This window comes from Clostridium sp. 1001283B150225_161107_B6, assembly GCF_015556325.1.
Classification (GTDB): domain Bacteria; phylum Bacillota; class Clostridia; order Lachnospirales; family Lachnospiraceae; genus Enterocloster.
Window position 1 is genome coordinate 146100 of the sequence record NZ_JADNMD010000004.1, and the last position, 22860, is coordinate 168959.

Annotated in this window: 21 protein-coding genes and 1 riboswitch; of the genes, 17 read left to right on the top strand and 4 right to left on the bottom strand. The window is 47.9% G+C overall.

Going from position 1 to position 22860, the window contains the following annotated elements:
- The first annotated feature begins 206 nt into the window (after positions 1-206).
- Positions 207-653: a hypothetical protein gene (locus I2H39_RS12035; RefSeq protein WP_138308553.1), complete on the top strand. Its 447-nt coding sequence runs from the start codon at positions 207-209 to the stop codon at positions 651-653.
- Between the two features lie 131 nt (positions 654-784).
- Positions 785-1378: a CpXC domain-containing protein gene (locus I2H39_RS12040; protein WP_138310561.1), complete on the top strand. Its 594-nt coding sequence runs from the start codon at positions 785-787 to the stop codon at positions 1376-1378.
- A 111-nt stretch (positions 1379-1489) separates the two neighbouring features.
- On the opposite strand, the gene I2H39_RS12045 is transcribed toward I2H39_RS12040, so the two are convergent.
- Entirely contained in the window at positions 1490-2782 is a 1293-nt protein-coding gene (locus I2H39_RS12045; RefSeq protein WP_195626558.1) for a LysR substrate-binding domain-containing protein, read from the bottom strand.
- 225 nt (positions 2783-3007) lie between these two features.
- Between I2H39_RS12045 and I2H39_RS12050 the strand changes: the two genes are divergently transcribed.
- The 5 genes from I2H39_RS12050 (at position 3008) to I2H39_RS12070 (ending at position 10383) form a co-directional block, all read left to right on the top strand.
- Complete coding sequence (locus I2H39_RS12050) at positions 3008-4312, top strand: amidohydrolase (RefSeq protein WP_195626559.1); 1305 nt, start codon at positions 3008-3010, stop codon at positions 4310-4312.
- A gap of 23 nt (positions 4313-4335) precedes the next feature.
- Entirely contained in the window at positions 4336-5892 is a 1557-nt protein-coding gene (locus I2H39_RS12055) for an AbgT family transporter (RefSeq protein ID WP_195626560.1), read from the top strand.
- A 145-nt stretch (positions 5893-6037) separates the two neighbouring features.
- On the top strand, positions 6038-6331 hold the full coding sequence (locus tag I2H39_RS12060; protein WP_138310565.1) for a hypothetical protein: 294 nt from the start codon (positions 6038-6040) through the stop codon (positions 6329-6331).
- Between the two features lie 375 nt (positions 6332-6706).
- Positions 6707-6803: riboswitch (purine riboswitch) on the top strand.
- 122 nt (positions 6804-6925) lie between these two features.
- Positions 6926-8359: an NCS2 family permease gene (locus tag I2H39_RS12065; protein WP_347563873.1), complete on the top strand. Its 1434-nt coding sequence runs from the start codon at positions 6926-6928 to the stop codon at positions 8357-8359.
- A gap of 449 nt (positions 8360-8808) precedes the next feature.
- Positions 8809-10383 carry a diguanylate cyclase gene (locus tag I2H39_RS12070; protein WP_195626561.1) on the top strand — a complete coding sequence of 525 codons (1575 nt, stop codon included), beginning with the start codon at positions 8809-8811 and terminating at the stop codon, positions 10381-10383.
- A gap of 93 nt (positions 10384-10476) precedes the next feature.
- Here the strand turns inward: I2H39_RS12070 and I2H39_RS29180 are convergent, their stop codons facing one another.
- The gene (locus I2H39_RS29180) at positions 10477-10860 is read right to left on the bottom strand and encodes a DUF4397 domain-containing protein (protein ID WP_279232848.1); all 384 of its coding nucleotides are present in this window, start codon (positions 10858-10860) and stop codon (positions 10477-10479) included.
- Here I2H39_RS29180 and I2H39_RS29185 point away from each other — a divergent pair.
- Together I2H39_RS29185 and I2H39_RS12080 are read left to right on the top strand one after the other, a co-directional pair.
- On the top strand, positions 10751-11236 hold the full coding sequence (locus I2H39_RS29185; protein ID WP_227146324.1) for a hypothetical protein: 486 nt from the start codon (positions 10751-10753) through the stop codon (positions 11234-11236). The genes I2H39_RS29180 and I2H39_RS29185 overlap by 110 nt on opposite strands.
- A 399-nt stretch (positions 11237-11635) precedes the next feature.
- The gene (locus I2H39_RS12080) at positions 11636-12811 is read left to right on the top strand and encodes a DUF4317 domain-containing protein (RefSeq protein ID WP_138310569.1); all 1176 of its coding nucleotides are present in this window, start codon (positions 11636-11638) and stop codon (positions 12809-12811) included.
- Positions 12812-12914: 103 nt separating this feature from the next.
- Here the strand turns inward: I2H39_RS12080 and I2H39_RS12085 are convergent, their stop codons facing one another.
- Positions 12915-13337 (bottom strand): hemerythrin family protein, encoded by a 423-nt coding sequence (locus I2H39_RS12085; RefSeq protein ID WP_138310570.1) that lies wholly within the window; start codon positions 13335-13337, stop codon positions 12915-12917.
- A gap of 264 nt (positions 13338-13601) precedes the next feature.
- On the opposite strand from I2H39_RS12085, the gene I2H39_RS12090 reads away from it, so the two are divergent.
- The 5 genes from I2H39_RS12090 to I2H39_RS12110 all read left to right on the top strand — a co-directional run bounded on the left by I2H39_RS12090 (position 13602) and on the right by I2H39_RS12110 (position 19074).
- Complete coding sequence (locus I2H39_RS12090) at positions 13602-14036, top strand: NUMOD1 domain-containing DNA-binding protein (RefSeq protein WP_138310571.1); 435 nt, start codon at positions 13602-13604, stop codon at positions 14034-14036.
- A gap of 240 nt (positions 14037-14276) precedes the next feature.
- Positions 14277-14681 carry a PH domain-containing protein gene (locus I2H39_RS12095; protein WP_138310572.1) on the top strand — a complete coding sequence of 135 codons (405 nt, stop codon included), beginning with the start codon at positions 14277-14279 and terminating at the stop codon, positions 14679-14681.
- Positions 14682-14728: 47 nt separating this feature from the next.
- Positions 14729-15967, top strand: a complete 1239-nt coding sequence (locus tag I2H39_RS12100) for a 6-phosphofructokinase (protein ID WP_138310573.1) — start codon at positions 14729-14731, stop codon at positions 15965-15967.
- Between the two features lie 324 nt (positions 15968-16291).
- Positions 16292-16537 (top strand): HPr family phosphocarrier protein, encoded by a 246-nt coding sequence (locus tag I2H39_RS12105; RefSeq protein ID WP_138310574.1) that lies wholly within the window; start codon positions 16292-16294, stop codon positions 16535-16537.
- A gap of 107 nt (positions 16538-16644) precedes the next feature.
- On the top strand, positions 16645-19074 hold the full coding sequence (locus tag I2H39_RS12110; protein WP_195626562.1) for an ATP-dependent DNA helicase: 2430 nt from the start codon (positions 16645-16647) through the stop codon (positions 19072-19074).
- Here the strand turns inward: I2H39_RS12110 and I2H39_RS12115 are convergent.
- A complete protein-coding gene (locus I2H39_RS12115; RefSeq protein ID WP_138310576.1) occupies positions 19058-19933 on the bottom strand; it encodes a LysR family transcriptional regulator in 876 nt (291 codons plus the stop codon). The two genes, I2H39_RS12110 and I2H39_RS12115, sit on opposite strands and share 17 nt — an antisense overlap.
- Before the next feature lie 149 nt (positions 19934-20082).
- Here I2H39_RS12115 and I2H39_RS12120 point away from each other — a divergent pair, with 149 nt between their 5' ends.
- The 3 genes from I2H39_RS12120 to I2H39_RS12130 all read left to right on the top strand — a co-directional run bounded on the left by I2H39_RS12120 (position 20083) and on the right by I2H39_RS12130 (position 22658).
- On the top strand, positions 20083-20679 hold the full coding sequence (locus I2H39_RS12120) for a sigma-70 domain-containing protein (RefSeq protein ID WP_227146320.1): 597 nt from the start codon (positions 20083-20085) through the stop codon (positions 20677-20679).
- On the top strand, positions 20680-21288 hold the full coding sequence (locus tag I2H39_RS12125; protein WP_195626563.1) for a histidine phosphatase family protein: 609 nt from the start codon (positions 20680-20682) through the stop codon (positions 21286-21288).
- Positions 21289-21410: 122 nt separating this feature from the next.
- On the top strand, positions 21411-22658 hold the full coding sequence (locus I2H39_RS12130) for a 6-phosphofructokinase (protein ID WP_195626564.1): 1248 nt from the start codon (positions 21411-21413) through the stop codon (positions 22656-22658).
- Positions 22659-22860: the final 202 nt, after the last annotated feature.

Consider the following 22860-nt stretch of genomic DNA (forward strand, 5'->3'; position numbering starts at 1 on the left):
TTCATAAGGTGTTCCAACATGACAGCGCAAAACAGAAAGCAGGTTTAGGACAGAGAGGATTGTCCTGCATAAAACAGGGACCATATGGGCAATGAAATCTATAGTGGCATTGCAGGCTGAATTTTGGTATAATATAGAAAGTTTTTGCAAACAGTTTATTATATACAAGACAATATGAGTTTGGAGACACAATGGAGGTAGAGCGATTGTCTACATGTTATTATCTATTCAACCGGAAAAAAAGGGAAGAAATCCAGGCATTTAACAGGTTCTGGGAAGAAACATTCATCCCCGGATTAAAACAGCAGATAGAGAATTACTGCAGTGAAGTCAATGGAACCTATGTCAACGCGGAGTTTGGAAATGAAATAGTAAGAGAGAGTATATCCGGGATTTCAGGCGCGCCGGGTAAATCCGAGAGCTATGAAACGGTAATCGGCGTGTCCCACTGGAATGGCAAGCGGAACCTGTTCCAGTGGGAGGGGTCCTATGTCGAAGAACACATTATCCGGGATGAGGCCAGTCTGGTGGATTTTTTCAACAGTAAGATGAATCAGCAGCAATACAGCATCGTGGATGAATTCGATAAGGAGTATACACTGGATGCGTTCCTGAATGCCATAAAATACGGAGGGGATGAATCGCCGTCCTGATGATATATAATGAATCAGGATGAAAATAAGGCGGCACCAGGCAGATGAGAACAAATGTTTACCTTTTGTTTGACAATATCTGCCATGTTTGATATACTTAGTATATCGAACAAATGTTTGGAGGCAATGTGATGTCAAGAAACAGAACACATGCAGTTAGATGTCCTGATTGTGGTTCCATCATACCAATTAAAATATATGACAGTATTACCCCATCCGTGAATCCGGAGCTCAGGCAGCGGATTTTAGACGGCAAGTTTGAGATAGTGGTATGTCCTGACTGTAGGGCTGTGTTATACATACAGTATGATATTTTATATCACGATACTGCCGGAAAGTTTATGGTTTGCGTGGGTAAGGATTATTCGGATATGATTCAGCAGCTGGATTGTCCGGCTGGATATAAGCTGAGATATGTGGATGATTACAGGCAGCTGGCTGAAAAGATACGGATTTTTGAGGCAGGGCTGAGTGATGAAATCATGGAGATAACAAAAGAGGCCATGCGCCACATGGCAAAAAAGAATCTGGAGCTGTATTATGCGGGTAACTGGAGAAAGCTGATGTATTTTACAGTTCCCGGCCAAGAGAAGCATATAGCGGTATCACAAGGCCTGTATACGCTGGCCAGGAAATATTACGACCAGATTCCCGCAGAGGAAGACCGCGGATTCCGCAGGATTAACCGTAAGTACGCAGAGGCATTAAAGAAGATACGGGTATGATGATATTCAGAGTGTCCGTATTAGATGGTAAATTACAGGGAACTGCCAGTTGTGAAAGACTGGCAGTTTTTTAGTGGTAATTTGCTAGTGGTAATTTGCAGGTGAACCAGCTCAGTCCATGGTGGAGCTAAGGCGGATGAGAAGAGGCAGTGTTATCTCTCCCCAGCTGTAATTAAGCATGTAGTCACCCATAAAAGAAGAGACATAGGCGGGAGAGCCGTTTATGAATTCGAATAAATCGCATAAGACGGTATTTTTATTCACATGTGCACCGGCACGCTGAAATGTGACCATATTTTCAATTGCATATTTTTTTAAGGTGGCGCGAAGCGCCATAATTACACTTCGATATCTGCGTTTAATCTTTTCATCATATGGTTCAGATTCCCATAAACAATCAATCGCCTGTTCCATGGTAACGGTTCCGCCCTGTCGGTCAATGAGAAGGGCTAAGAATTCCTTGGATTTTTTATTGCTGAAATACACAGGAGCATCGTCCACATACACATCAAACTGGCCGAATGTATGGATAAACACCTTTTTTTGCATGGCAGGGAGATTCTCAAAGTAAGAAGACAGAAAATCCCTGATGGTAATACAGACGTCGTTTAGATCCCGGCCCTTTTCCCATTTTAAGACAAGGTAACGGTATATATTAGGATTTTTTATTTCAATCAGGGAACAGCATTCGTCAAATATAAATTGGTTTGTAATGGCAGGGATGATGCTGACTGCGCAGTTGGCAGATATAAGTTTTGAATAGGCCATGTTATTATCTGTTTCCATAATGATTTTTGGAGTAAATCCTGCGTTGAGACAGTTTTTTTCAGTGATTTTTCTTAGAGGATTTGTCCTTTTCTGGATAATGAAGGACTCATTGGCCAATTCGGACAAATCCACGGATTTACGCACACCAAAGGCATGTTTTTTGTTGACGGCAAGACATAATGGCTCTTTCAGCAAAACCATTTCATTGGGCTCCGTCGGAGCGGTTTCCTCGGTTACAATACTGAAGTCACATTGGTTTTCAGTATTGCTCTGGGAAATACTCAAATCAATTGTTTTGTAAGTTTCTTTCAGGGAAGTAAAAAGCGGGGTCAACAGTCCGCTGCAGGCATGCAATGAGATGCTGACAGGGGCCCGTGTGGGCTCTGTTCTGATATAAGAGAAGAAATCCTGTAAAGAGGCGTCAATGACATGAGCGCAGCGCAGAAAATGTTCGCCGTGGTCAGTAAGGGAAACTATATCTTCCGTATGGCGCAGAAGTGTACACTCCAATTCTGTCTGCAAAGCATCTAATGCACTGCAGATGACTTCCACGCTGTCGCCTGTTAAGACGGAAACCTCTTTTAAATCCCTGCTTTCAGACAGAAGTGAAAAGTAATGTACTGTTTTTGTATCCATAATTATCCAATCCCCCTTTGACTGATTATTTCCGGAACGTAATAACTATATTATACAAACGATTTCAGGATAACACAATGCGGAGGGGGCAAAGGGGAGATGAATGAAACAGCTGCTGAAATAGCTGATATTTGGCGGAACAATAGCGGAATATAGGGAGTTGGTTTGGTATTTTAGTGATATAAGTTACCGGTAACCCGTGGTTTGAAGGAGGAGGAGATAGGAATGGAATTCAATCGGATTAAAGAGGATGAATTGACGAGAGAATTAATTCAATTTCGAAGACAGAGACACAAGATGCCCGAAAACGCGTGGACGGAATTTCTGACCACTTCGGAAATCATCAAGAAACTGCAGGAGTTTGGAATTCCTTATATTTTCGGAAGGGATGTTCATGTCCGGGGAGAGAGATACGGTGTGCCGCCGGAAGATGTACTGGAAAAGTGTATGCAGCGTGCAGTTGGAGAGGGGGCGGACCCGGAGCTGGTAGAGAGGATGAGAGGCGGATATACAGGGGTGGTCGGAGTGATAGATACCGGAAAACCTGGTCCTGTAACAGCCATAAGGTTTGACATCGACTGCAATGATGTAGAGGAATGTTTAGGCGGGGAACATTTTCCTGCCAGAGAGCATTTTGCCTCAATACATCCTGATTTAATGCATGCATGCGGCCATGATGTCCATACTGCAATTGGAATCGGAGCCGCAAAGGTACTATCTGTTTATAAAGACCAGCTGTGCGGTAAAATCAAGCTGATTTTCCAGGCCGCAGAGGAGGGCGCACGGGGAGGTGCGTCAATGGCGGCAAGCGGTATACTGGATGATGTGGATTATCTCTTTGGAGGCCATGTTGCTGATATGACAAGCCGTCTTGGCCAGTTTGCAGCTTCCACCAAGAATGGAAGCATTAGCTACAAAGTGGACCTGATATTCAAGGGGCTGTCTGCACATGCTGGTATGGCACCTGAAATGGGACATAATGCCCTTGCTGCCGCTGCCACGGCCACGCTGAACATACTGGGAATATCCAGACACAGCGCAGGCAGGACCAGGGTAAATGTGGGCGCCTGTATAGCGGGACCGGGAAGAAATGTCATCCCGGACCATGCTCTGCTGAAGGCAGAGGTCAGGGGCCTTACGGACGAGCTGAATGAATATATGTTCAACCGGATGGTGACAATAGCAGAGGCCGCGGCCCGGATGTATGAGTGTGATTTTACTTATAAAATAATGGGCCACTCCATCGATGCTGCATGTGATGAGGAAATGACGGCTGTGGCATATGAAGCGGCAAAAGAGACAGCCGGAGTCACGCAGATGGATTCCTTTCATGATATGCTGGGAGGCGGGGAAGATGTTACCTTTATGATGAAGGAAGTGCAGAAGCATGGAGGAAAGGCCACCTTTATGTGGCTTGGCTGTGATTCCACGGCGCCAAATCATAATAGTAATTTCAGTGTAAATGAAGATGTGATTCCGTTGACTGTCCGTTTGTTCAGCACTATGGTTTTTAAGCTGAACGGGGTTTAGGTATGTAAAGGAGATGGGTAAAAATGACGAAAGATAAGGAAAGTAAAAATAGTGGGTTTATCCGGTTCGCTAAATATATTGAAAAGGTTGGCAATAAGCTTCCGCATCCATTTTATTTATTTTTAGTCTTAATTGGGATTGTACTGATTGCTTCGTTTATATGCAGTAAATTGGGGGTTACGGTCAGCTATACCACCGCATCACAAAAGGGTGAAATCCAGGAGGTGACAGCTGGGGTTGTCAACATGTGTTCCAAAGCAGAGCTGCAAAAGTGGCTGGCCAATTTTATTAAGGCATTTACAGATAGTCCCAACCTTACCTCAGTCCTGATAATTACTATGTGTGTGGCCATATGTGATGAGAGCCAGTTCTTTAAGGTCGGACTGCGCAAGCTTCTTTACAATGCTCCCAACAGCATGATAACATTTGTTCTGGCCATGGTAGGGGTCTGTTCCAATATCTGTTCAGACGGTGGAACAATACTGGCGGTTATGCTCGGCGCTATTGTTTTTAAGGCCATAGGCAGAAACCCGTGGATTGGAATTATTGTGGCATATGGTTCTGCGGGCGCCGGTTACATGGGCAATTTACTGCCGTCCGTCGGGGATGTGGTTGTATCTTCAATTACCAATGGCGTTTCAGAACCATTGGGATATACCATGAATCCGATGGTAAACTATTTCTTTCAGGCCGCAGCCTGTATTGTGTTGGCATTAGTGACTACTATAATCACTGAAAAGGTTCTCGTTCCCCTGTATGGGGACACAGACAGAAAAGCGGGTGCATCAAGTGACCGTTCTTTGCTGGAATTGTCATCTGAAGAAAACAGGGGAATGAAATTTACCGCCATTGGAACGATGGTTTTTATTGTTATGATGCTTGTATTCTGTATGCCGTCAAACGGTTTCCTGCGCTCAGATGAAGGAAAACTGCTGCCCGGTTCTCCGCTGATGTCCGGCCTGGTTCCTATCATCTCCATCTTTTTTGTTATTCTGGGGGTATCGTACGGAGTGGGTTCAGGCGTCATTAAACATAAAAATGATATTCCTAAAATGATGGCCAATGGTGTGAAGAGCGTTTCATCGCTGGTTCTGATTCTGTTTGTTGTATCTGAAATGCTTTACGTATTCAATAAAAGTAATCTGGCAACCATAATTTCAGTAAACGGGGAACGGCTTTTAGAGTCCATTCATTTTACCGGTTTGCCGCTGATGATTGCTTTTATAGTGGTAATAGCTGTAACAAACCTGTTTATGTACAGCGCATCCGCCAAGTGGATGATACTGGCTCCCATATTCGTACCAATGTTTTTAAACCTTGGCATAAACCCGGTCACAACCCAATGCCTGTACAGAATAGGAGACTCATGCACCAATAATCTGACTCCTTTAAATGCAGCGATTGTGTTCGCAATTTCAATGATGAATCAATACCGTATACCGGAGATAAATAAGGAAGAGGCTGGCATGGGAACATTATTATCGGGCCAGGTGGTCTTCTCCATCGTGTATCTGGGCGTACTGATAGCAATGTTTCTTGTGTTTTATTTTTGCGGTATCCCCTTAGGTCTTGGAGGTTGAGACGGAATAACCCGGGAATATGGGTGAAACGGCCTGCGTCATCCGCCCATCCGTCTATTGCCAGAATCCTGGTTTTATGATAAAATCCATATGGGATAAAATCAAGATATGCGCTGCGGCAGGCAGTGCGGAATGGAGAAGACGAATGAAAGCATTTGATTGCGTTAACAAGCAGGAAGTTGAAGTAACGAAGGAAGGTTTGATTGACTTCATGAAAAAGGACCGCCAGATTGATATGAAGTTTGCTGAGAAGAGAACGGATGACATGGGATATCTGACCTGGGATGCGGAGAACTGGACCTGTGTGGATGGACAGAACAAGTTTATGCGCTGTTATTCACTGGAAGGCCGTGTGCTGAGAGATTCCACCACCCATAATATTTATGATATGGAAAATGACTTTTTCCCGGAACAGGCCATGGAGATTCAGATTAACTAATCAGGAAGGTGTGTTTATCTATTTACTTAATCATTCATTGACAAAAGACGGCGGAAGCCGTCTTTTGTTGTTGTGCTTTGCTTATTTGTGTGAAAAAGAAAAGCAGTTAGTTATCCTTATACCCCTGAAGAGAGGAGTAGCCAGCGGGCGGTTCCCGCTGGCTGAGTATTATGAAAAAAAGTTATTAGCATTGACCTTTTACAATAGATAGTATATTCAGAAAATGTGAGCAGTCTGTTGCAAAAGTGTGAACGGTTTGTAATAAGTTTATGAATGAAATAAGAATGTACAAATTGCACAAAAAACAGGAAGATTTCTTGACTAAAAAAGCCAATAGACTAAAAAAGATTTAGAGTATATAATTAATTTTGTATTAAATATTGGTGCTATTCACTATGTATATCCTGAGAATTGGCTCAGAGTATCTACCAACTACCGTAAAGAGTTGACTACATGGCTTTTTGTAGTTGGCTCTTTTTTTGCAGTTAGGTATTTGCCCATGGGAGGGGGCGGGAATGATAGGGCTGCAGGATTCCAACTACAATGGATAGCGGAAAGAGAAATCTGTACATATCACGCAGATTAAAACATGACATGGAGGACATAGTATTGAAACAAAAAACAGGATGCGTAGACCGCTTTTTTCAGGTCTCCCAAAACCATTCAAACGTAAGGACGGAAGTGCTTGCAGGAATCACCACATTTATCACCATTGCCTATATTCTTATTTTGAATCCACAGATTTTATCGGACCCATATGTCATCATGGGGGATGCTGTCATGGCAGGAAAGATTGCAAACGGCGTATTCATCGGCACATGTATCGGAGCGTTCATTGGTACCATCCTTTGTGCCCTGTATGCCAAGGTTCCCTTTGCTCAGGCTCCTGGAATGGGCCTGAATGCGTTTTTTGCGTACACAGTTGTACTGGGAATGGGCTACACCTATGGCCAGGCACTGGTCGTTGTGTTTATCTCAGGCATTTTCTTTATAGTGATAACAGCCATCGGCCTGCGGGAAGCAATCATACGTTCCATACCAGATGCAGTTAAGACAGCCATCACCCCCGGCATAGGCCTGTTCATCACCATCATCGGACTGAAAAATGCAGGAATTGTCATCTCCAATCCAGCCACCCTTGTAAGTCTGGTGGATTTTTCACAGTGGAAGATAGATGGGGCGGACCTGGCCCTCATGAGCAGCGCATTGGTTGCGCTGGCCGGACTGGTCATCATGGGAGTGCTTCATGCGAGAAAAATCAAGGGCTCTATCCTGTTGGGCATTGTGGCTGCAACGCTCTTAGGAATACCGCTTGGTGTAACCCACCTCTCAAACCTGGATATGAATATCGGATTAAAATTCAGGGATTTTGCAGAGGTGTCATTCATGAAAATGGATTTCGCCGGATTATTTTCAGGTCCAAACATGGTGGAAACCATATTTACGGTAACCATGCTGGTAATCAGCTTTTCGCTGGTTAACATGTTTGATTCCATCGGCACCCTTCTGGGCGCAGCCAAGCAGTCCGGCATGATTGATGAAAATGGCGAGGTTATCCGGATGAAGCAGGCTCTGATGTCGGATGCCATCTCTACGGCCGCCGGCGCAATGGTAGGCACATCCACAGTAACCACCGTGGTGGAATCCAGTGCAGGAATCGCAGCAGGAGGCCGTACAGGACTTACCAGCCTGGTGACAGCCCTTATGTTTCTGGGAGCCATTCTCTTTGTGCCCATTGTCAGCATAGTTCCCGCGGCAGCCACTGCACCGGCGCTGATTTTCGTGGGTATCCTGATGCTGGGAAATATCAGGGATGTGGACTTTGGTGAAATGACCAATGCGCTTCCCGCTTTCTGCACCATTGTTTTTATGCCCTTTACATATTCCATTGCTAACGGCGTTGCATTTGGATTAATCACATACTGCCTGATGAAGCTTACCACCGGCAGGAGACAGGATGTGAAGGTTCTTACACTGGCGATTTCTGTTGTATTCGTTGTAAGGTATGCATTTATGACATTGGGTTAGAAGGAAAGGAACTGTTTTATTCGTAAGGGCGGACTTTAGACAGGAAACAAAACAGGGTACCGCAAAATACACAGGAAGCTGGCAGATACTATGCTGACAGCTTCCTGTTGTTTTTTTGCTGAACTATCCCTGTTCCGGACAGAGGAAAGGGTTAGGGGAACAAGAAAAAATAAGCCGCACTATAAAATCAGGGCCGGGTATGGTAAAATACAGTTATTCAGATGCTGCCTGTTAAATTATCCCTGAAAAAGGGAGGAGCCAGTGAGATTAAATCCCACTGGCCGAGTATTATGAAAAAAAGTCTTATAAGCATTAGCTGTTTACAATATAAAGTATATCCGTTAATTATGAGCAGTCTGTTGCGTAAATGTGAACAGTTTGTAAGTAGTTTGTGACGAAAATCATGCAATTTTCTTACGGGAAAATCAAGGAAAACAGGAGGAACAGGGATGGGGGGCAGAATAAAAAAATTTTTAGGAATCACCCGGGATATTCCGGATTTTGACCAGGTAATCCAGGCCTTGCATAGCGATGTGGCCAGACGGAATATTTATTTTCACTTATTCATCATTGCTTTTGAGTGTATTATGGCGGTGTCCATATCCATGAGGCCGGGCGGTCCCTTTGCAAAGCCGCGCCGTGTGGCGTATTTTTTCCTGTATCTGACCCTCATACTGGCGACAGCAGGCGTCATGTGGGCGGAGGCCCGGATAGACAGCAGGAAGGAAAAGGATGTCCGCCTGTATTTCCGAATCGAGGCAGCCTATCTTGTGTTTTTCAGCTTCTGGGGCGTGGCAGTCACTCTCAATGACCAGCTGGGGGGCAACGGACTCACTGTTTACAATTATGTCATTTTGATTTTGGCTATCATGTCCATGATGAAGCCATGGCAGGCAGGGCTTTTGTTTCTGGCGGACTTTTTGTTATTCAATGGTCTGCTGCCGTATTTCCCGGATCCGGCCGGATTGGATAACAGTTTTAACAATATGATGAACAGCCTGTTTTCATCCCTGGCAGCAGCAGCCATTGCAGCAAGTCTGTACAACTCTAAGATACAGGAAAAGAGAAATGAAATTATCATCAAACAGCAGTTAAGGCAGATTGAATCAGCCAACCGTATGCTGAGCCGGGAGGCGCTTTCAGACGCCCTTACCAGCCTGCAGAACAGGACCAGCTTTAAGAAGGCGCTTCATGCCTTTGAAAGCGGGAATACGGATTGCAGAACCCTGGCCTGTATTTATATAGATGCAAACGGACTGCATGAAATCAACAATCATCTTGGACACCAGGCGGGAGACGGGATGCTCAAAACCGTGGCAGACATTCTGCTGAAAAACTTTGACTTTGAAGAGATTTTCCGGATTGGCGGTGATGAGTTTATTATTCTGAGCAGGAATGTGGGCCGGCAGGAGCTGATGCAGAAGATAAAACAGGTCTGCGGACAGACAGAGGAGGCCGGTTTCTCCCTTTCCATCGGACTGGAGTGGCGGGATACGGACCTTGACATAGGGCAGGTGATTCAGAGGGCTGAGGCAGCCATGCAGGAGTATAAAAAGGGGTACTATTCCTCCAAGGGCGGTGAACGGCAGAAACGCGCGCTGAACAAGCATATGGAACAAATCATTTCAGAGAAAAAGGATGCGGACCGTTTCCTGAGCATTTTGGCGCCGGTATTCACCGGGGTATATTTTGTGAATCTGGAGACAGATACGCTGCGGCAGCTTTTCACACCTTCCTATTTCCAGGAGATGCTGGAAAAAAGCGGAAACAGGTTCAGTAAGGCTCTGATGCTGTACGCAAAGGAGATGGTGGAGCCTCAGTATCTGCCGCTGTTTGAGCGCTGCTGCGATTATGCCTGTCTGGAAGAACAGCTGGAGGGCGATGAAATTCCCGGCTTTATCTACCGGAAAAAGGATGGAAGCCAGCTCAGGCTGAGAATTCTTAATTTTTATCATTACGGAGGCGTCAGCAAAGAAACCCTGTGGATTTTTTCCGACATAGAGGTCAATTATATTGAGTCCTGACAGAGGCCGGCGGAAAATGGTGTAAAAAAGAGGGGCGCTGCCATGAGTAATTGGATTTCATGGCAGCGCCCCTTTATCATATTGAAGCTATGATTAGATGGAGGTTGACTGGAGCCAGAAGTTAGAACCGGAGCCAGCCAGTGTGACCGTATAGGTCTGATTCTGCAGGAACGTCATCCAGGTATCTACCAGAGGTGTGCTCAGGTCGTTGCCGCGGTAAACCGTGATGCGGTAGCGCCCGGGAATGACATTGTAGAAACGGGTGAAATTCAAAAAGTTCAGGTTAGAGACAACCGGGCGGTTGTTCACGTAAATCTGGATTGGTCCCCGGACCGCTGCATTGTAGAATCTGACACGCGCAGGTGTAATGGGAAGGACGAACCCCGGCAGGATTGTGCCCCAATTCCAGGACCAGTCAGGTCTTGGAGGAAATGGTCTTGGGGGAAATGGTCTTGGGGGAACCGGCCTTGGAGGAATCGGTCTTGGCGGCATAGGCCTCGGCGGTATGGGCCTTGGAGGTCTTGGGGGTGTTGGTCTTGGAGGCATTGGTCCCGGAGGATTGGGTCTTGGAGGCATTGGTCCCGGAGGATTGGGCCTTGGAGGCATTGGTCCCGGGGGATTGGGTCTTGGAGGCATTGGTCCCGGGGGATTGGGCCTTGGAGGCATTGGGCCTGGAGGAGTGGGCCTGGGAGGAACCGGTCTGTTTGGAATGGGGCGGGCAGAACGTTCCTGTATGTCAAGGTCCTCCTCCTGGCCCGTCCAGGCGTCCTGGTCTTCCGGGAGCGGAAGAATGGGGTCATTTAGGTCATTTTCCTGGGAATTCAGCCATTCATCGGATTCGTATGATTCGTAATCATAGTCAGGATAGATAAGGGACGAATCCATATCATCCTCTGCCATGGACGGATAGTAGTTATCGTTATACATAAGGTAACCTTTCATAATATGCTTTGTCATATCTTATGCGTGGAAAAAAAAATTGTGCGGAGGGGCAGGCTTGGGGGAACAGCCGCAAAATGCACAAAATAAGGATTTTCGATGATAAAACTTTGGGCAGACTTTTTTGATAGTGTATGCTATTATAATAAACGTAACCCCCCCAATACATTATATAGTTTTTGCTACACCCCATAAGAAACGAAATACCTTCTCCTAAAATGACCAGTTCCCCGACTGGTCATTTTATTTTGATTGACTTGCGGGGAAATCTGGTCTACTATTAAATGGAATTTCAGATAGGAGAGACTGGCTCATGAATAAGAAAGAAACAAATGAAATCAAGAAATTGTTTACCCCGGCAGGCTGTGCCATCACCCGAATCTGCGGCTGCTACGTGGACGCGGAGAAGAATAAGAAGACAGAGCTTAAGGAGGCTTTCCTCTCCCTGCAGGAGGAAGAAGCATTTAAATATTTTACCATATTCAGGAATGCCGTTTCAGGGACCATTGGAAAGAACCTGATTAATATGGAGTTTCCGTTACATACAGAGGCAGAGGGAGGCACCCAGCATTTTCTTTTAAGGCTCAGGGACAGCCAGCTGAAGGATGACGCTGTTCTGGAGGAGTTCTATGACAAGGTTATTGCCAATTATGATTATGGCGAGAACTATTACATCATTCTCATCCACTGTGCCTATGATATACCTGCCAAGGCAACAGACGGCACGGAGATGTTCGACGCGTCGGATTATGTCTATGAATTCATACAATGCACCATATGCCCTGTTAAGCTTTCAAAGGCAGGATTGTGTTATAATACCCTTACAAACACCATTGAGAACCGTGAGCGGGACTGGCTGGTGGAGCCGCCTGTCCAGGGGTTCCTGTTCCCTGCCTTTAACGACAGGAACACGGACATCCACAGCCTGCTGTACTATGCCAAGAATCCGGAGGAGCTGCCGGAAACATTGATTGACGAGCTTCTGGGCTGCGTGATACCCATGTCGGCCAAGAGCCAGAAGGAGACTTTCCAGGCCATTGTGGAGGAGACGCTGGGAGATAACTGCGACTTTGAGACAGTAAAGAACATCCATGAAAACCTGAGTGAACTGGTGGAGGAGACAAAGGATGAGCCTGTACCCCTGACTCTGGACAAGTATCAGGTAAAGAAGCTGCTGGAGACAAACGGCGCCCCGCCTGAAAAGCTGGAGGAATTTGAACAGAGATATGCAGAGGTGGAGGATGGGCCCGGCACCAGCTTTGTGGCCGCCAATGTGGTAAACACCAGAAGCTTTGAAATCAAAACCCCGGATGTGAGCATTAAGGTGTCTCCGGACAAGACCTATCTGGTGGAGAACCGGATGATAGAGGGACGGCCCTGCATCGTCATTGCCATCAATGAGCATGTGGAAATCAACGGAATCACGGTACGCCCGGTTGCTGCCCAAAGGCAGGCAGAGGGGGAGGGTACGTCTGGACAGGCTGAGTAAAAATCCATAGGGAAAATGATAATATAAGAAGCCGGTCCTTACCGCGTCGGGTATGGACCGGCTTTTCCGGTTACGAATATGCCGGGAAGTGTCCCGGCAGTACTTAGATGCGCTCCGCGTTATCACGCATGTATTTGAATTCAGCCACGGAGCGGTCAAAGGTCTGGATGTGATAATAGAGCCAGTCCCTGACCTTTTCAGAGACTTTTTCCACAAAGGCGTCCGTGGGGCCCTCCTCCTCGGTCAGCATTTCATGGAGCTCCTGGACCGTCCGCCTCAGTTCCTCATGTTTTTCCTTGTGTTCCTTGATACCTGGATAATTTATGGATTCCTGAAGGGCCTCTTCTTCATTGAAATGGTACTCGGTGTAGTCGGCCAGGAAATTAAGCATTCTGGCTGCGCCGCTCTGATTGGAACGCTCCTCACAGCTCTTTAATAAATCATTGATTTTACAAATCAGTTCCTTGTGCTGGGTATCAATCATCTCATTGCCTGTTACCAGGTCATCTGTAAATTCTGCGTACATGTTACAATACCTCCTGAATGTTTGATATATATAATTTATCACAGATAATGGGAAAATACTATGACTTTTGCAACAATAAAGACAAATTGTCAGATGAATGGGAATCACTGCCAGGGTTGGAATATCATATCTTCGACACTCCGAATACACTGGAAATAGGGGTGGGTATACATGTAAGAAGTTGTCTGGACAAAAAAGTCAATAGTTGATATAATGACCATGTACGCTTGGCAATCATAAGATAATGGGAGGATGAAGATACAGATGAGTCGGACAATTAGTGCAGGTTATGTATATCGTCAATATTCTACCGAAGGTGTTTATATTGCAGATTATAAAAGCTCCAGGGCTGCCCATGAGGCGACTGGGGTCTCCATCGGCTCCATTGCACGGGCTGCCCATGGTGAACGCAGGACCGGAGGCGGTTACGTCTGGAGGAAGGTGCTGGCGGATTCACCGAAGGATAGTATCGAAATAGATTTAATCAGTAAAATAGGAAACCATGATAAACGACCTCTGGTCCAGAAGAATCTGGACGGAGAAATCGTTGGGGAATTCCTCTCCATCGCCCATGCCAGCCGGACCCTTAAAATCAGCCGCAGGAGCCTTTCCTGTGCGCTCAGCGGGGCTCAGAAGACAGCCGGGGGCTACATATGGGAAGAGAAGATGGAGGATGATATCCAGGTTCAGGGGCAGTAGGCTTCAAACTGCTGTTTGATAGAGGAAATTAACCGTTACAGGATAAAAAAGCAGTCCGGGTATTTGGGCTGTTTTTTGTTTTTTGAGGAAGTATCAGGGTATGTTCGGAAAGTCTGTAAATAAAAGAAAAAAACGCAGAAATTTGATTATATTTGCAAGATATTTCTGGAAATTTGCATGAGTTTATAGTACAATATTGATTAAGAGGAGTTGCATCCCTATAACAGAGGAGGACGCTAAATGAAACGTGATGATTTGGTTTGGAGTGACCGCAAAAGGAACTGGCTGGGACTGCCCTGGACATTCACTGTATATGGCCTGACAGAAGACCGGCTGTTCATTAAGACAGGGGTCCTTAACATACATGAGGATGAGGTGCGCCTTTACCGTATCCTGGATTTGTCCCTGAGGAGGAGCCTGTGGCAGAGAATCATGGGGCTGGGGACCATCCATGTGGACAGCAGCGATAAGACCATGAAGGCCTTTGATATACAGAACATACGGCGCTGTGAGGATGTGAAGGAGCAGCTGTCGCAGTTTGTGGAGCAGGAGCGGGATAATAAAAGGGTATCATCCAGGGAATTCATGGGCGGATACGGGGAAGATGAGGATGAGGCCTTTGATGAGCCGGACAGCCATTATTAAATAATAAGAAACAGCCATGTTATTTTATTTAAGAAAGGGGACTTTGTATGGGGAAAAAACGGAATATCATAGTGGGACAGTCGGGAGGACCTACCTCGGTCATTAATTCCAGCCTGGCAGGGGTCTATAAGACAGCAAAGGAAAGGGGATTCCACAAAGTATACGGCATGCTCCACGGCATTGAGGGACTGCTGGATGAGATGTATGTGGATTTGTCCACACAGATTCATTCTGATATGGATATTGAGCTCTTAAAGAGGACTCCCTCGGCATTTCTGGGCTCCTGCCGGTATAAGCTGCCGGATATCCATGAGAACCCGGCTTTTTATGAGAAGATATTCAACATACTGGATAAGCTGGACATTGAGGTCTTTATCTATATCGGCGGCAATGATTCCATGGATACCATTAAGAAGCTGTCCGATTACGCCATTGTCAAGGGCCATGGCCAGAAGTTCCTGGGCGTTCCCAAGACCATTGACAATGACCTGGCTCTTACGGACCACACCCCTGGTTTCGGCAGCGCAGCCAAATACATAGCCACCTCCACCAAGGAAGTGATTCGGGATGCCATGGGCCTGTCCTACCGCCGTAAGACCATCACCATCATGGAATGTATGGGAAGAAATGCAGGCTGGCTTACAGGCTCCACAGCTCTGGCCAAGACAGAGGACTGCTGCGGACCGGATTTGATTTATCTGCCGGAGATACCCTTTGACATTGATAAGTTCCTAAAGAAGTGCAGGGACCTGATTCAGAAGAAGCCGTCCATTGTCATTGCAGTGTCCGAGGGAATCAGGGTGCCGGATGGGCGCTATGTATGCCAGATGGCGGGAGGAAGTGATTACGTGGACGCCTTTGGCCATAAGCAGCTGGCCGGTACAGCGGATTATCTGGCCGGTTTCCTGGCCGGTGAGCTGGGATGCAAAACCAGGTCCGTGGAGCTGTCCACCCTGCAGAGGAGCGCTTCCCATGTGGCTTCAAGGGTGGATATCAATGAGGCATTCATGGTAGGCGGAGCCGCTGTCAAGGCAGCGGATGAAGGTGACACGGGCAAGATGGTTGTCATTGACCGGGTTTCCGACGACCCTTATATGAGCGCGGCAGGCATATATGACGTACACAAGATTGCCAATAATGAGAAGACGGTGCCCAGGAGCTGGGTCAATAAGGACGGCAGCTATGTAACCCAGGAATTTGTGAATTATGTGGAGCCTTTAATCCAGGGAGACTACCAGCCATTCATGGTAAACGGCCTTCCCCAGCACCTTGTTCTTAAGCGGTAAGGACCAGAGGGGGCTTATAATTTCTATGAAAACATTAAAAATTGCATAATAAATGCCTTCTGCAACGGAAAAGAATCAGGGCGGTTTCCCAGTTTTTTGGGAACCGCCCTGAAGTTTTGATAAAGGAATGGGGAGGAAAAGGTAAAAAATGGCATTTTTGCACAATGAAATCTTGTACTTATTTAGGGACAAGGCATGAAAGGAAATTTGACAATTGAATATAATAGTGATATATATATTTCAACCACTTTCAATTGTTATCTGTTGGACGGTCCCTTCCTGTAACCGACGGGACAGGGATGTCACAAAAAAGGAGTTTTGACTATGAAAGAAAAGAAAATCATGTTACCCACAATGGCTGAGGCAAAGAGATTTGTTGATGAGGCTACAAAGTGTGACTTTGATATTGATGTATTCTATAACCGAGTAACGATTGATGCAAAGTCCATCCTTGGTGTGCTGAGCCTGGACCTGACCCGGGTCCTGACCGTTCAGTTTAATGGTGAGAACCAGGGATTTGAGGAATATCTGGATACCATTTCACCGGAAACCAATGCAAACGCTGCCTGATAAGGGCGCGGTTAGAGGAGGATTGCGAACACTTGTTTGCAATCCTCCTCTTTTTATGTTATGATACCCTATATTATGTATGGAGTGGACAGGGGAGGAAGAAGGAGTTGGAGAATCATTCGCAGCCCCAGATACGCATTTCGGTGCGGAACCTGGTGGAGTTTGTAATGAGAAGCGGTGACCTGGACAACCGGAGGACGGCGGGGGCCAGGAAGGAGGCCATGCAGGCCGGAAGCAGGCTGCACCGGAAGATTCAAAAGCGTATGGGAGCCGCCTACCGTTCCGAGGTAATGCTGCGGCATCAGGTCCGGGAGGACATGTTTGATATACTGGTGGAGGGAAGGGCGGATGGAATCATCACCGAGCCGGCCGGTGTGACCATTGATGAGATTAAGTGCATTTACATGGACGTATCCAGGCTGGAAGAGCCTGACCCGGTCCACCTGGCCCAGGCCCTTTGTTACGGATGGTTTTACAGCGTACAGAATGAGCTGGAATCCATTGGAATCCAGATTACCTACTGTAATATAGAAACAGAGGAAATCCGCCGTTTTAAGGAGGCCAGGAGCTTTGGGGAGCTGAAGGCGTGGTTTGAGGGGCTGGTTCATGAGTATGTCAAGTGGGCCAGATATCTGTATCACCACGGTATACGCCGCCAGGAATGCCTAAAGGAGCTGCCCTTTCCATATCCCTACAGGGAGGGTCAGAAGGAACTGGCCGGGAACGTGTACCGCTCTATTGCCAGAAAGCGCAACCTGTTCATCCAGGCGCCCACAGGGGTGGGAAAGACCCTTTCCACCATTTATCCCAGCCTGAAGGCCATGGGGGAAGGCCATGGTGAGAAGCTGTTTTACCTGACTGCCAAGACCATTACAAGGAGCGTGGCCGAGGAAGCGTTTTCCATCTTAAGGCGGGAGGGGCAACTTTATTTTAATACAGTCACCATCACTGCCAAGGAAAAGCTGTGCGTCATGGAGAAGCCGGACTGCAATCCCCAGGCATGTCCAAGGGCAAAGGGCCACTACGACCGGGTCAATGACGCTGTCTACGAAATCATCCAGGAGGAGGACGGCATTACCAGGGACAAGGTGCTGGAATACGCAGAGCGGTATCAGATATGTCCCTTTGAATTCTGTCTGGATATCAGCAACTGGGTGGACGGCATTATATGCGATTACAATTATGTCTTTGACCCTAATGTGAGACTGAGACGGTATTTTGACCAGGGGGAGCCGGGCCAGGGCTACCTGTTTCTGGTGGATGAGGCCCACAACCTGGTGCCCAGGGCCAGGGAGATGTACAGCGCCGGCCTTGTAAAGGAGGACGTGCTTCTGGCAAAACGCATATTAAAGACACATCCCGGAGCAGGCAAGGTCATTGCCCAGCTGGATAAGTGCAACCAGAAGTTTCTGGAATTAAAGCGTTCCTACGGAGGGGATGAGGGCGGGCGCAGGACCGTGCTGGGAAGCACCTATGAGCTTTTGCCGGATGTGAACATTCTGGCACTGAACCTGATGACCATGTTTGGGGAGCTGGAAACCTTCATGAATGAGAACATGGAGTTTCCGGACAGGGACCTGGTGCTGGAATTCTACTTTGCGGTCCGGGATTTTCTCTATGTGTATGACAGGCTGGATGACAATTACAGGATATATGACCAGATTCTTGCGGACGGCAGCTTCATGGTAAAGCTTTTATGCATCAATCCGTCGGTGAACCTGAAGGAGTGCCTGGACAAGGGGGCCAGCACCCTGTTCTTCTCAGCCACCCTCCTGCCCATCCAGTACTATAAGGAGCTTTTAAGCGGCAGCCAGGAGGAGTACGCGGTCTATGCAAAGTCCCCCTTTCCCCAGGAGAACCGCATGGTCCTGGCAGCCAGCGATGTCAGCAGCCGCTACAGCCGGAGAGGGCCTTCTGAGTATGAGAAGATTGCGGACTATATATGCCGGATTGTGGAGGGAAAGAAGGGTAATTATATGGTGTTCTGTCCCTCCTACCAGTATCTCCATGCCATAGAGGATATTCTGGCGGCCAGGGAGGCGGCAGGAAGCCTTTCTTTTATATGGAACGCCCAGACCAGCCATATGGCAGAGGAGGACAGAGAGGCGTTCCTGCAAAGCTTTGAGGAGGACAGGGATTGTTCCATGGCAGCGCTGTGCGTCATGGGAGGGATTTTCTCAGAGGGAATTGATTTAAAAGAAGAGCGCCTTATCGGCGCTGTCATCATTGGAACCGGACTGCCCCAGGTAAACACGGAACAGGAGATTCTGAAGGAATATTTTGATGAACACGGGGAGCATGGTTTTGACTATGCCTACCAGTATCCGGGTATGAACAAGGTGATGCAGGCAGCAGGCCGGGTCATCAGGACCATCCATGACCGGGGAATCATCGCTCTGCTGGACGACCGGTTCCTTCGCCCGGAATACGTGGCGCTGTTCCCAAGGGAATGGGGTACCTACACCGTGGTGAACCGGTATAATGTGGACCAGGCGGTGAGGGCGTTCTGGGACGGTTTTCCTATAGCATGTCCATGAACTGTCTGGCTGCCTGGGATACGGGAAGGCTTTCATTGAAGGCCACCATCATCTGGCGGGAAGGAAGCTGTTCCTTTAAATCCAGAATGAACAGGTCCTCGTCATGTTTGGGAATACAGAAATCAGGGACAAAGGCAATTCCCAGACCGATACGGGCCAGGTCAATGAGCAGGTCGTTGCTGGACAGTTCGATTTCCGGCACTAGGTCCAGCTGGCTTTTCTGAAAGACCTGATGAAGGAATTCACTGGTGGTGCTTTTGCGGTCCAGCATCATGATGGGATAGCGGAGCAGCTCCTCCAGGGACAGCGTGGTTCCCTCTAAGGAGAAGGCGCTGCGGCTGGCAACAAACACATCGTGAAATTCATTGATAACCCGGGTGTTCATACTGCCGGCCAGGGCAGAATTGGGATAGTTTGCCACGATAAAGTCAGCCTGTCCGTTTTCCAGGAATTTTGCGCACTCAATGGAAGTCTGGTTGATAACCTTGATATGGATGTTGGGGAATTCCTTGTGGAAACGGTTCAGATAGGGGACCAGATAATAGCGGCAGATGGTGTCGCTGGCTCCGATACGCAGCTGCCCCCCGTTAAGGGTATGGGCTTCCAGCAGCTGGTTCTCCCCCTTTTTAATAAGATTCATGGCTGGTTCAATATGCTTTAAAAGAATCTCCCCTTCCGGGGTGAGCTGTACTTTCTTGGTGCTCCGGATGAACAAAGGCTGGTTAAGCTTTTTCTCCAGGACTTTAATGGACTGGCTTACAGCGGACTGGGAAATGAAAAGCTGCTTGGAAGCCTCGGAAAAGCTCAGCGTTACCGCCACATGGTAAAATACTTTATAAAGTTCATAGTTAATATCCATTATTAAGTCCTCCTTATAAACTAAGCATATCTTATCACGGTTAGCGGGGCTTTGTAAAGAGGGAAACTTGACTTATGGTTTGGCATGGATTATCCTATTAAGGATTATGGATGGAACTTGAAATTAAGGAGAATTGAAAGGACAGAAGCATGATGGAACAGGATTTTTTTGATATGTATCTGGAAGAGATGGGGGACATTACACCTTTGGACAGCAATGAAAAGGGTTCCGTTCTTGAGGGAACAGCCAGGGGCGATGCAGGGGCGCGCAGCCGCCTGGTGGAGGGCTGCCTGAGGGAAGTACTGGAGATGGTCCGGGAATATGGAGACAGCGAGCTTCCCTTATCTGATTTGGTACAGGAGGCCAATACGGCTCTGATGCTGGCAGCCATTGAGTATGATGGCAGCGAACCGTGGGATGAACTTATGACCCGCCGCGTGAAGGAAAGCGTGGAGCTGGCCCTGGAGGAGCAGAGGACGGAGAAGCAGATTGAGGAAACCATGGCGGCCAGGGTCAATGTGCTCCAGACAGTATCCCAGGTATTGGCAAAGGAGCTGGGCAGGGAGGCAACCCTGGAGGAGCTTTCCTCCAAAATGAAGATGACGGAGGATGAGGTCAAGGACATCATGAAGCTGGCCCTGGATGCTCTGACAGTCAATGGAGAAGGCCAGGCCGCCGCTTCGCAGGATGAGGAAGATACGTCCAATCCGGTGAGGAACGGCTGGAATCTGGAGGAGGGCCTGTAGATGAAACTCTATATCATACGCCATGGCCAGACCGACTGGAATGTGCAGGGAAGGATACAGGGCAGGCAGGATATCCCGTTAAATGCAGCAGGCCGCAGCCAGGCCGGGATGCTGGCTTTGGGAATGAAGGAGCGTCCGGTTACGGCCGTTTACTCCAGTCCCCAGCTTCGGGCCATGGAGACAGCCAGGGCCCTTGCAGAGGACCAGGGGGTGGAGGTCATATCTGTGCCTGAGCTGGTGGAGATTGGATACGGCAACTGGGAGGGGAGGACTGCCCAGGATATACTGACCAGGGAGCGAAAGCTCTACGAAGAATGGTGGCAGCATCCGGCCACAGTGGCTCCTCCCGGAGGCGAGACCCTGAACCAGGTGGATGCCAGGTGCAAAAAGGCCTGGGACCGGATAAAGAGGGAGATGAGGGGGGATACGGCAGTGGTGGCCCACGGCGGTACGCTGGCTCATTTCATTGTCCATCTTCTTGAGGGCCGGCAGGATGCAGAGGAAATCGTGGTGGGGAATGCCAGCATTACCACCATGGAGTATGACCCGGCCGCCGGACAGTGCAGCCTGCTGGAGTTAAATGACTGCAGCCATTTAATGCAAAAATAATGTTAAAATATTGACATAATTTTTAGGGGAACAATTCCCAAAACACTTGCGTTCCAGGGGGGAATATATTAGAATAAAGGTAGTTTTGTAAGCGCTTACAATTTATGAATGGAGGTATTTCTATGACAGAGGTAAAAGGTAATGTAATCGTAGGGCAGTCCGGAGGTCCAACCGCAGTGATTAATTCCAGCCTGGCAGGCGTGTTTAAGACAGCCAAGGACAGGGGCGCCAGGAAGGTGTACGGCATGCTCCACGGCATACAGGGGCTTCTGCAGGAGCGGTATGTGGATTTGGAGGAGCACATCAAGTCGGATTTGGATATTGAGCTTTTGAAAAGAACGCCCTCTGCTTATCTGGGTTCCTGCCGTTTCAAGCTGCCGGAGATTTGTGATGACCGGGAGATATACGATAAGATATTTTCCATTCTGGACAAACTGGAGATAGAGTACTTTTTCTATATCGGCGGCAATGACTCCATGGACACCATTAAGAAGCTTTCCGACTATTCCCTGCTCAACGGCAGCAGAATCCGCTTTATGGGCGTTCCAAAGACCATTGACAATGACCTGGCGGCCACAGACCATACCCCTGGATATGGCAGCGCAGCCAAGTATATCGGCGCCATTACAAAGGAGGTCATCCGTGACGGACTGGTATATGACCAGCAGAATGTGACCATCCTGGAAATCATGGGCCGGAACGCAGGCTGGCTGACAGGAGCAGCTGCTCTCGCAAAGGGAGAGGACTGCGAGGGGCCGGATATGCTGTTCCTTCCGGAGGTGACCTTTGACGTGGATGCTTTCATGAAAAAGGTGGAGGAGCTTCATAAGAAGAAGGCATCGGTGGTAGTGGCTGTGTCCGAGGGCGTGAAGCTGGCGGATGGCCGCTATGTGTGCGAGCTGACAGACGGCATTGAGTTCGTGGACGCCTTTGGACATAAGCAGCTTACAGGAACAGCCAGATACCTGGCAGAAAAAATCAACCGGGAAGTGGGATGCAAGACAAGGGCCATTGAATTCAATTCCCTTCAGCGCTGCGCGTCCCATATCGTATCAAGAGTGGATATTACGGAAGCCTTCCAGGTGGGCGGCGCTGCCGTGAAGGAGGCCTTTGAGGGTGAGACAGGCAAAATGATTATCCTGAAGAGGGTGTCCGATGACCCCTATGTGTGCGTGACGGATATTTACGATGTACATAAGGTGGCAAATGTGGAGAAGAAGGTTCCAAGGGAATGGATTAATGAGGAAGGGGATTATGTGACGGAGGAATTTGTAAACTATATCCGGCCTCTGATTCAGGCGGAGCTGACGCCTATTATGACGGACGGACTGCCCAGGCATTTGTATTATACGGATGTGGAGAGAAAGTAGGGATTTAGAAGCGCGCGGTATTGGGGCTCACCTTGCACAGGTCCTCTGCATCGCACAGCCGGAAACCCCAGTCCTTTGCTGTTTGCGGGACTGGGGTTTCCGGCTGCAGGGAGCGCAGGGATAAATCGTTTATTCTATTTCACTAATTATTGTAACAAAAATAGTAAGCATTCCTGAAAACAGCCGGGGTACTGGCGATGGC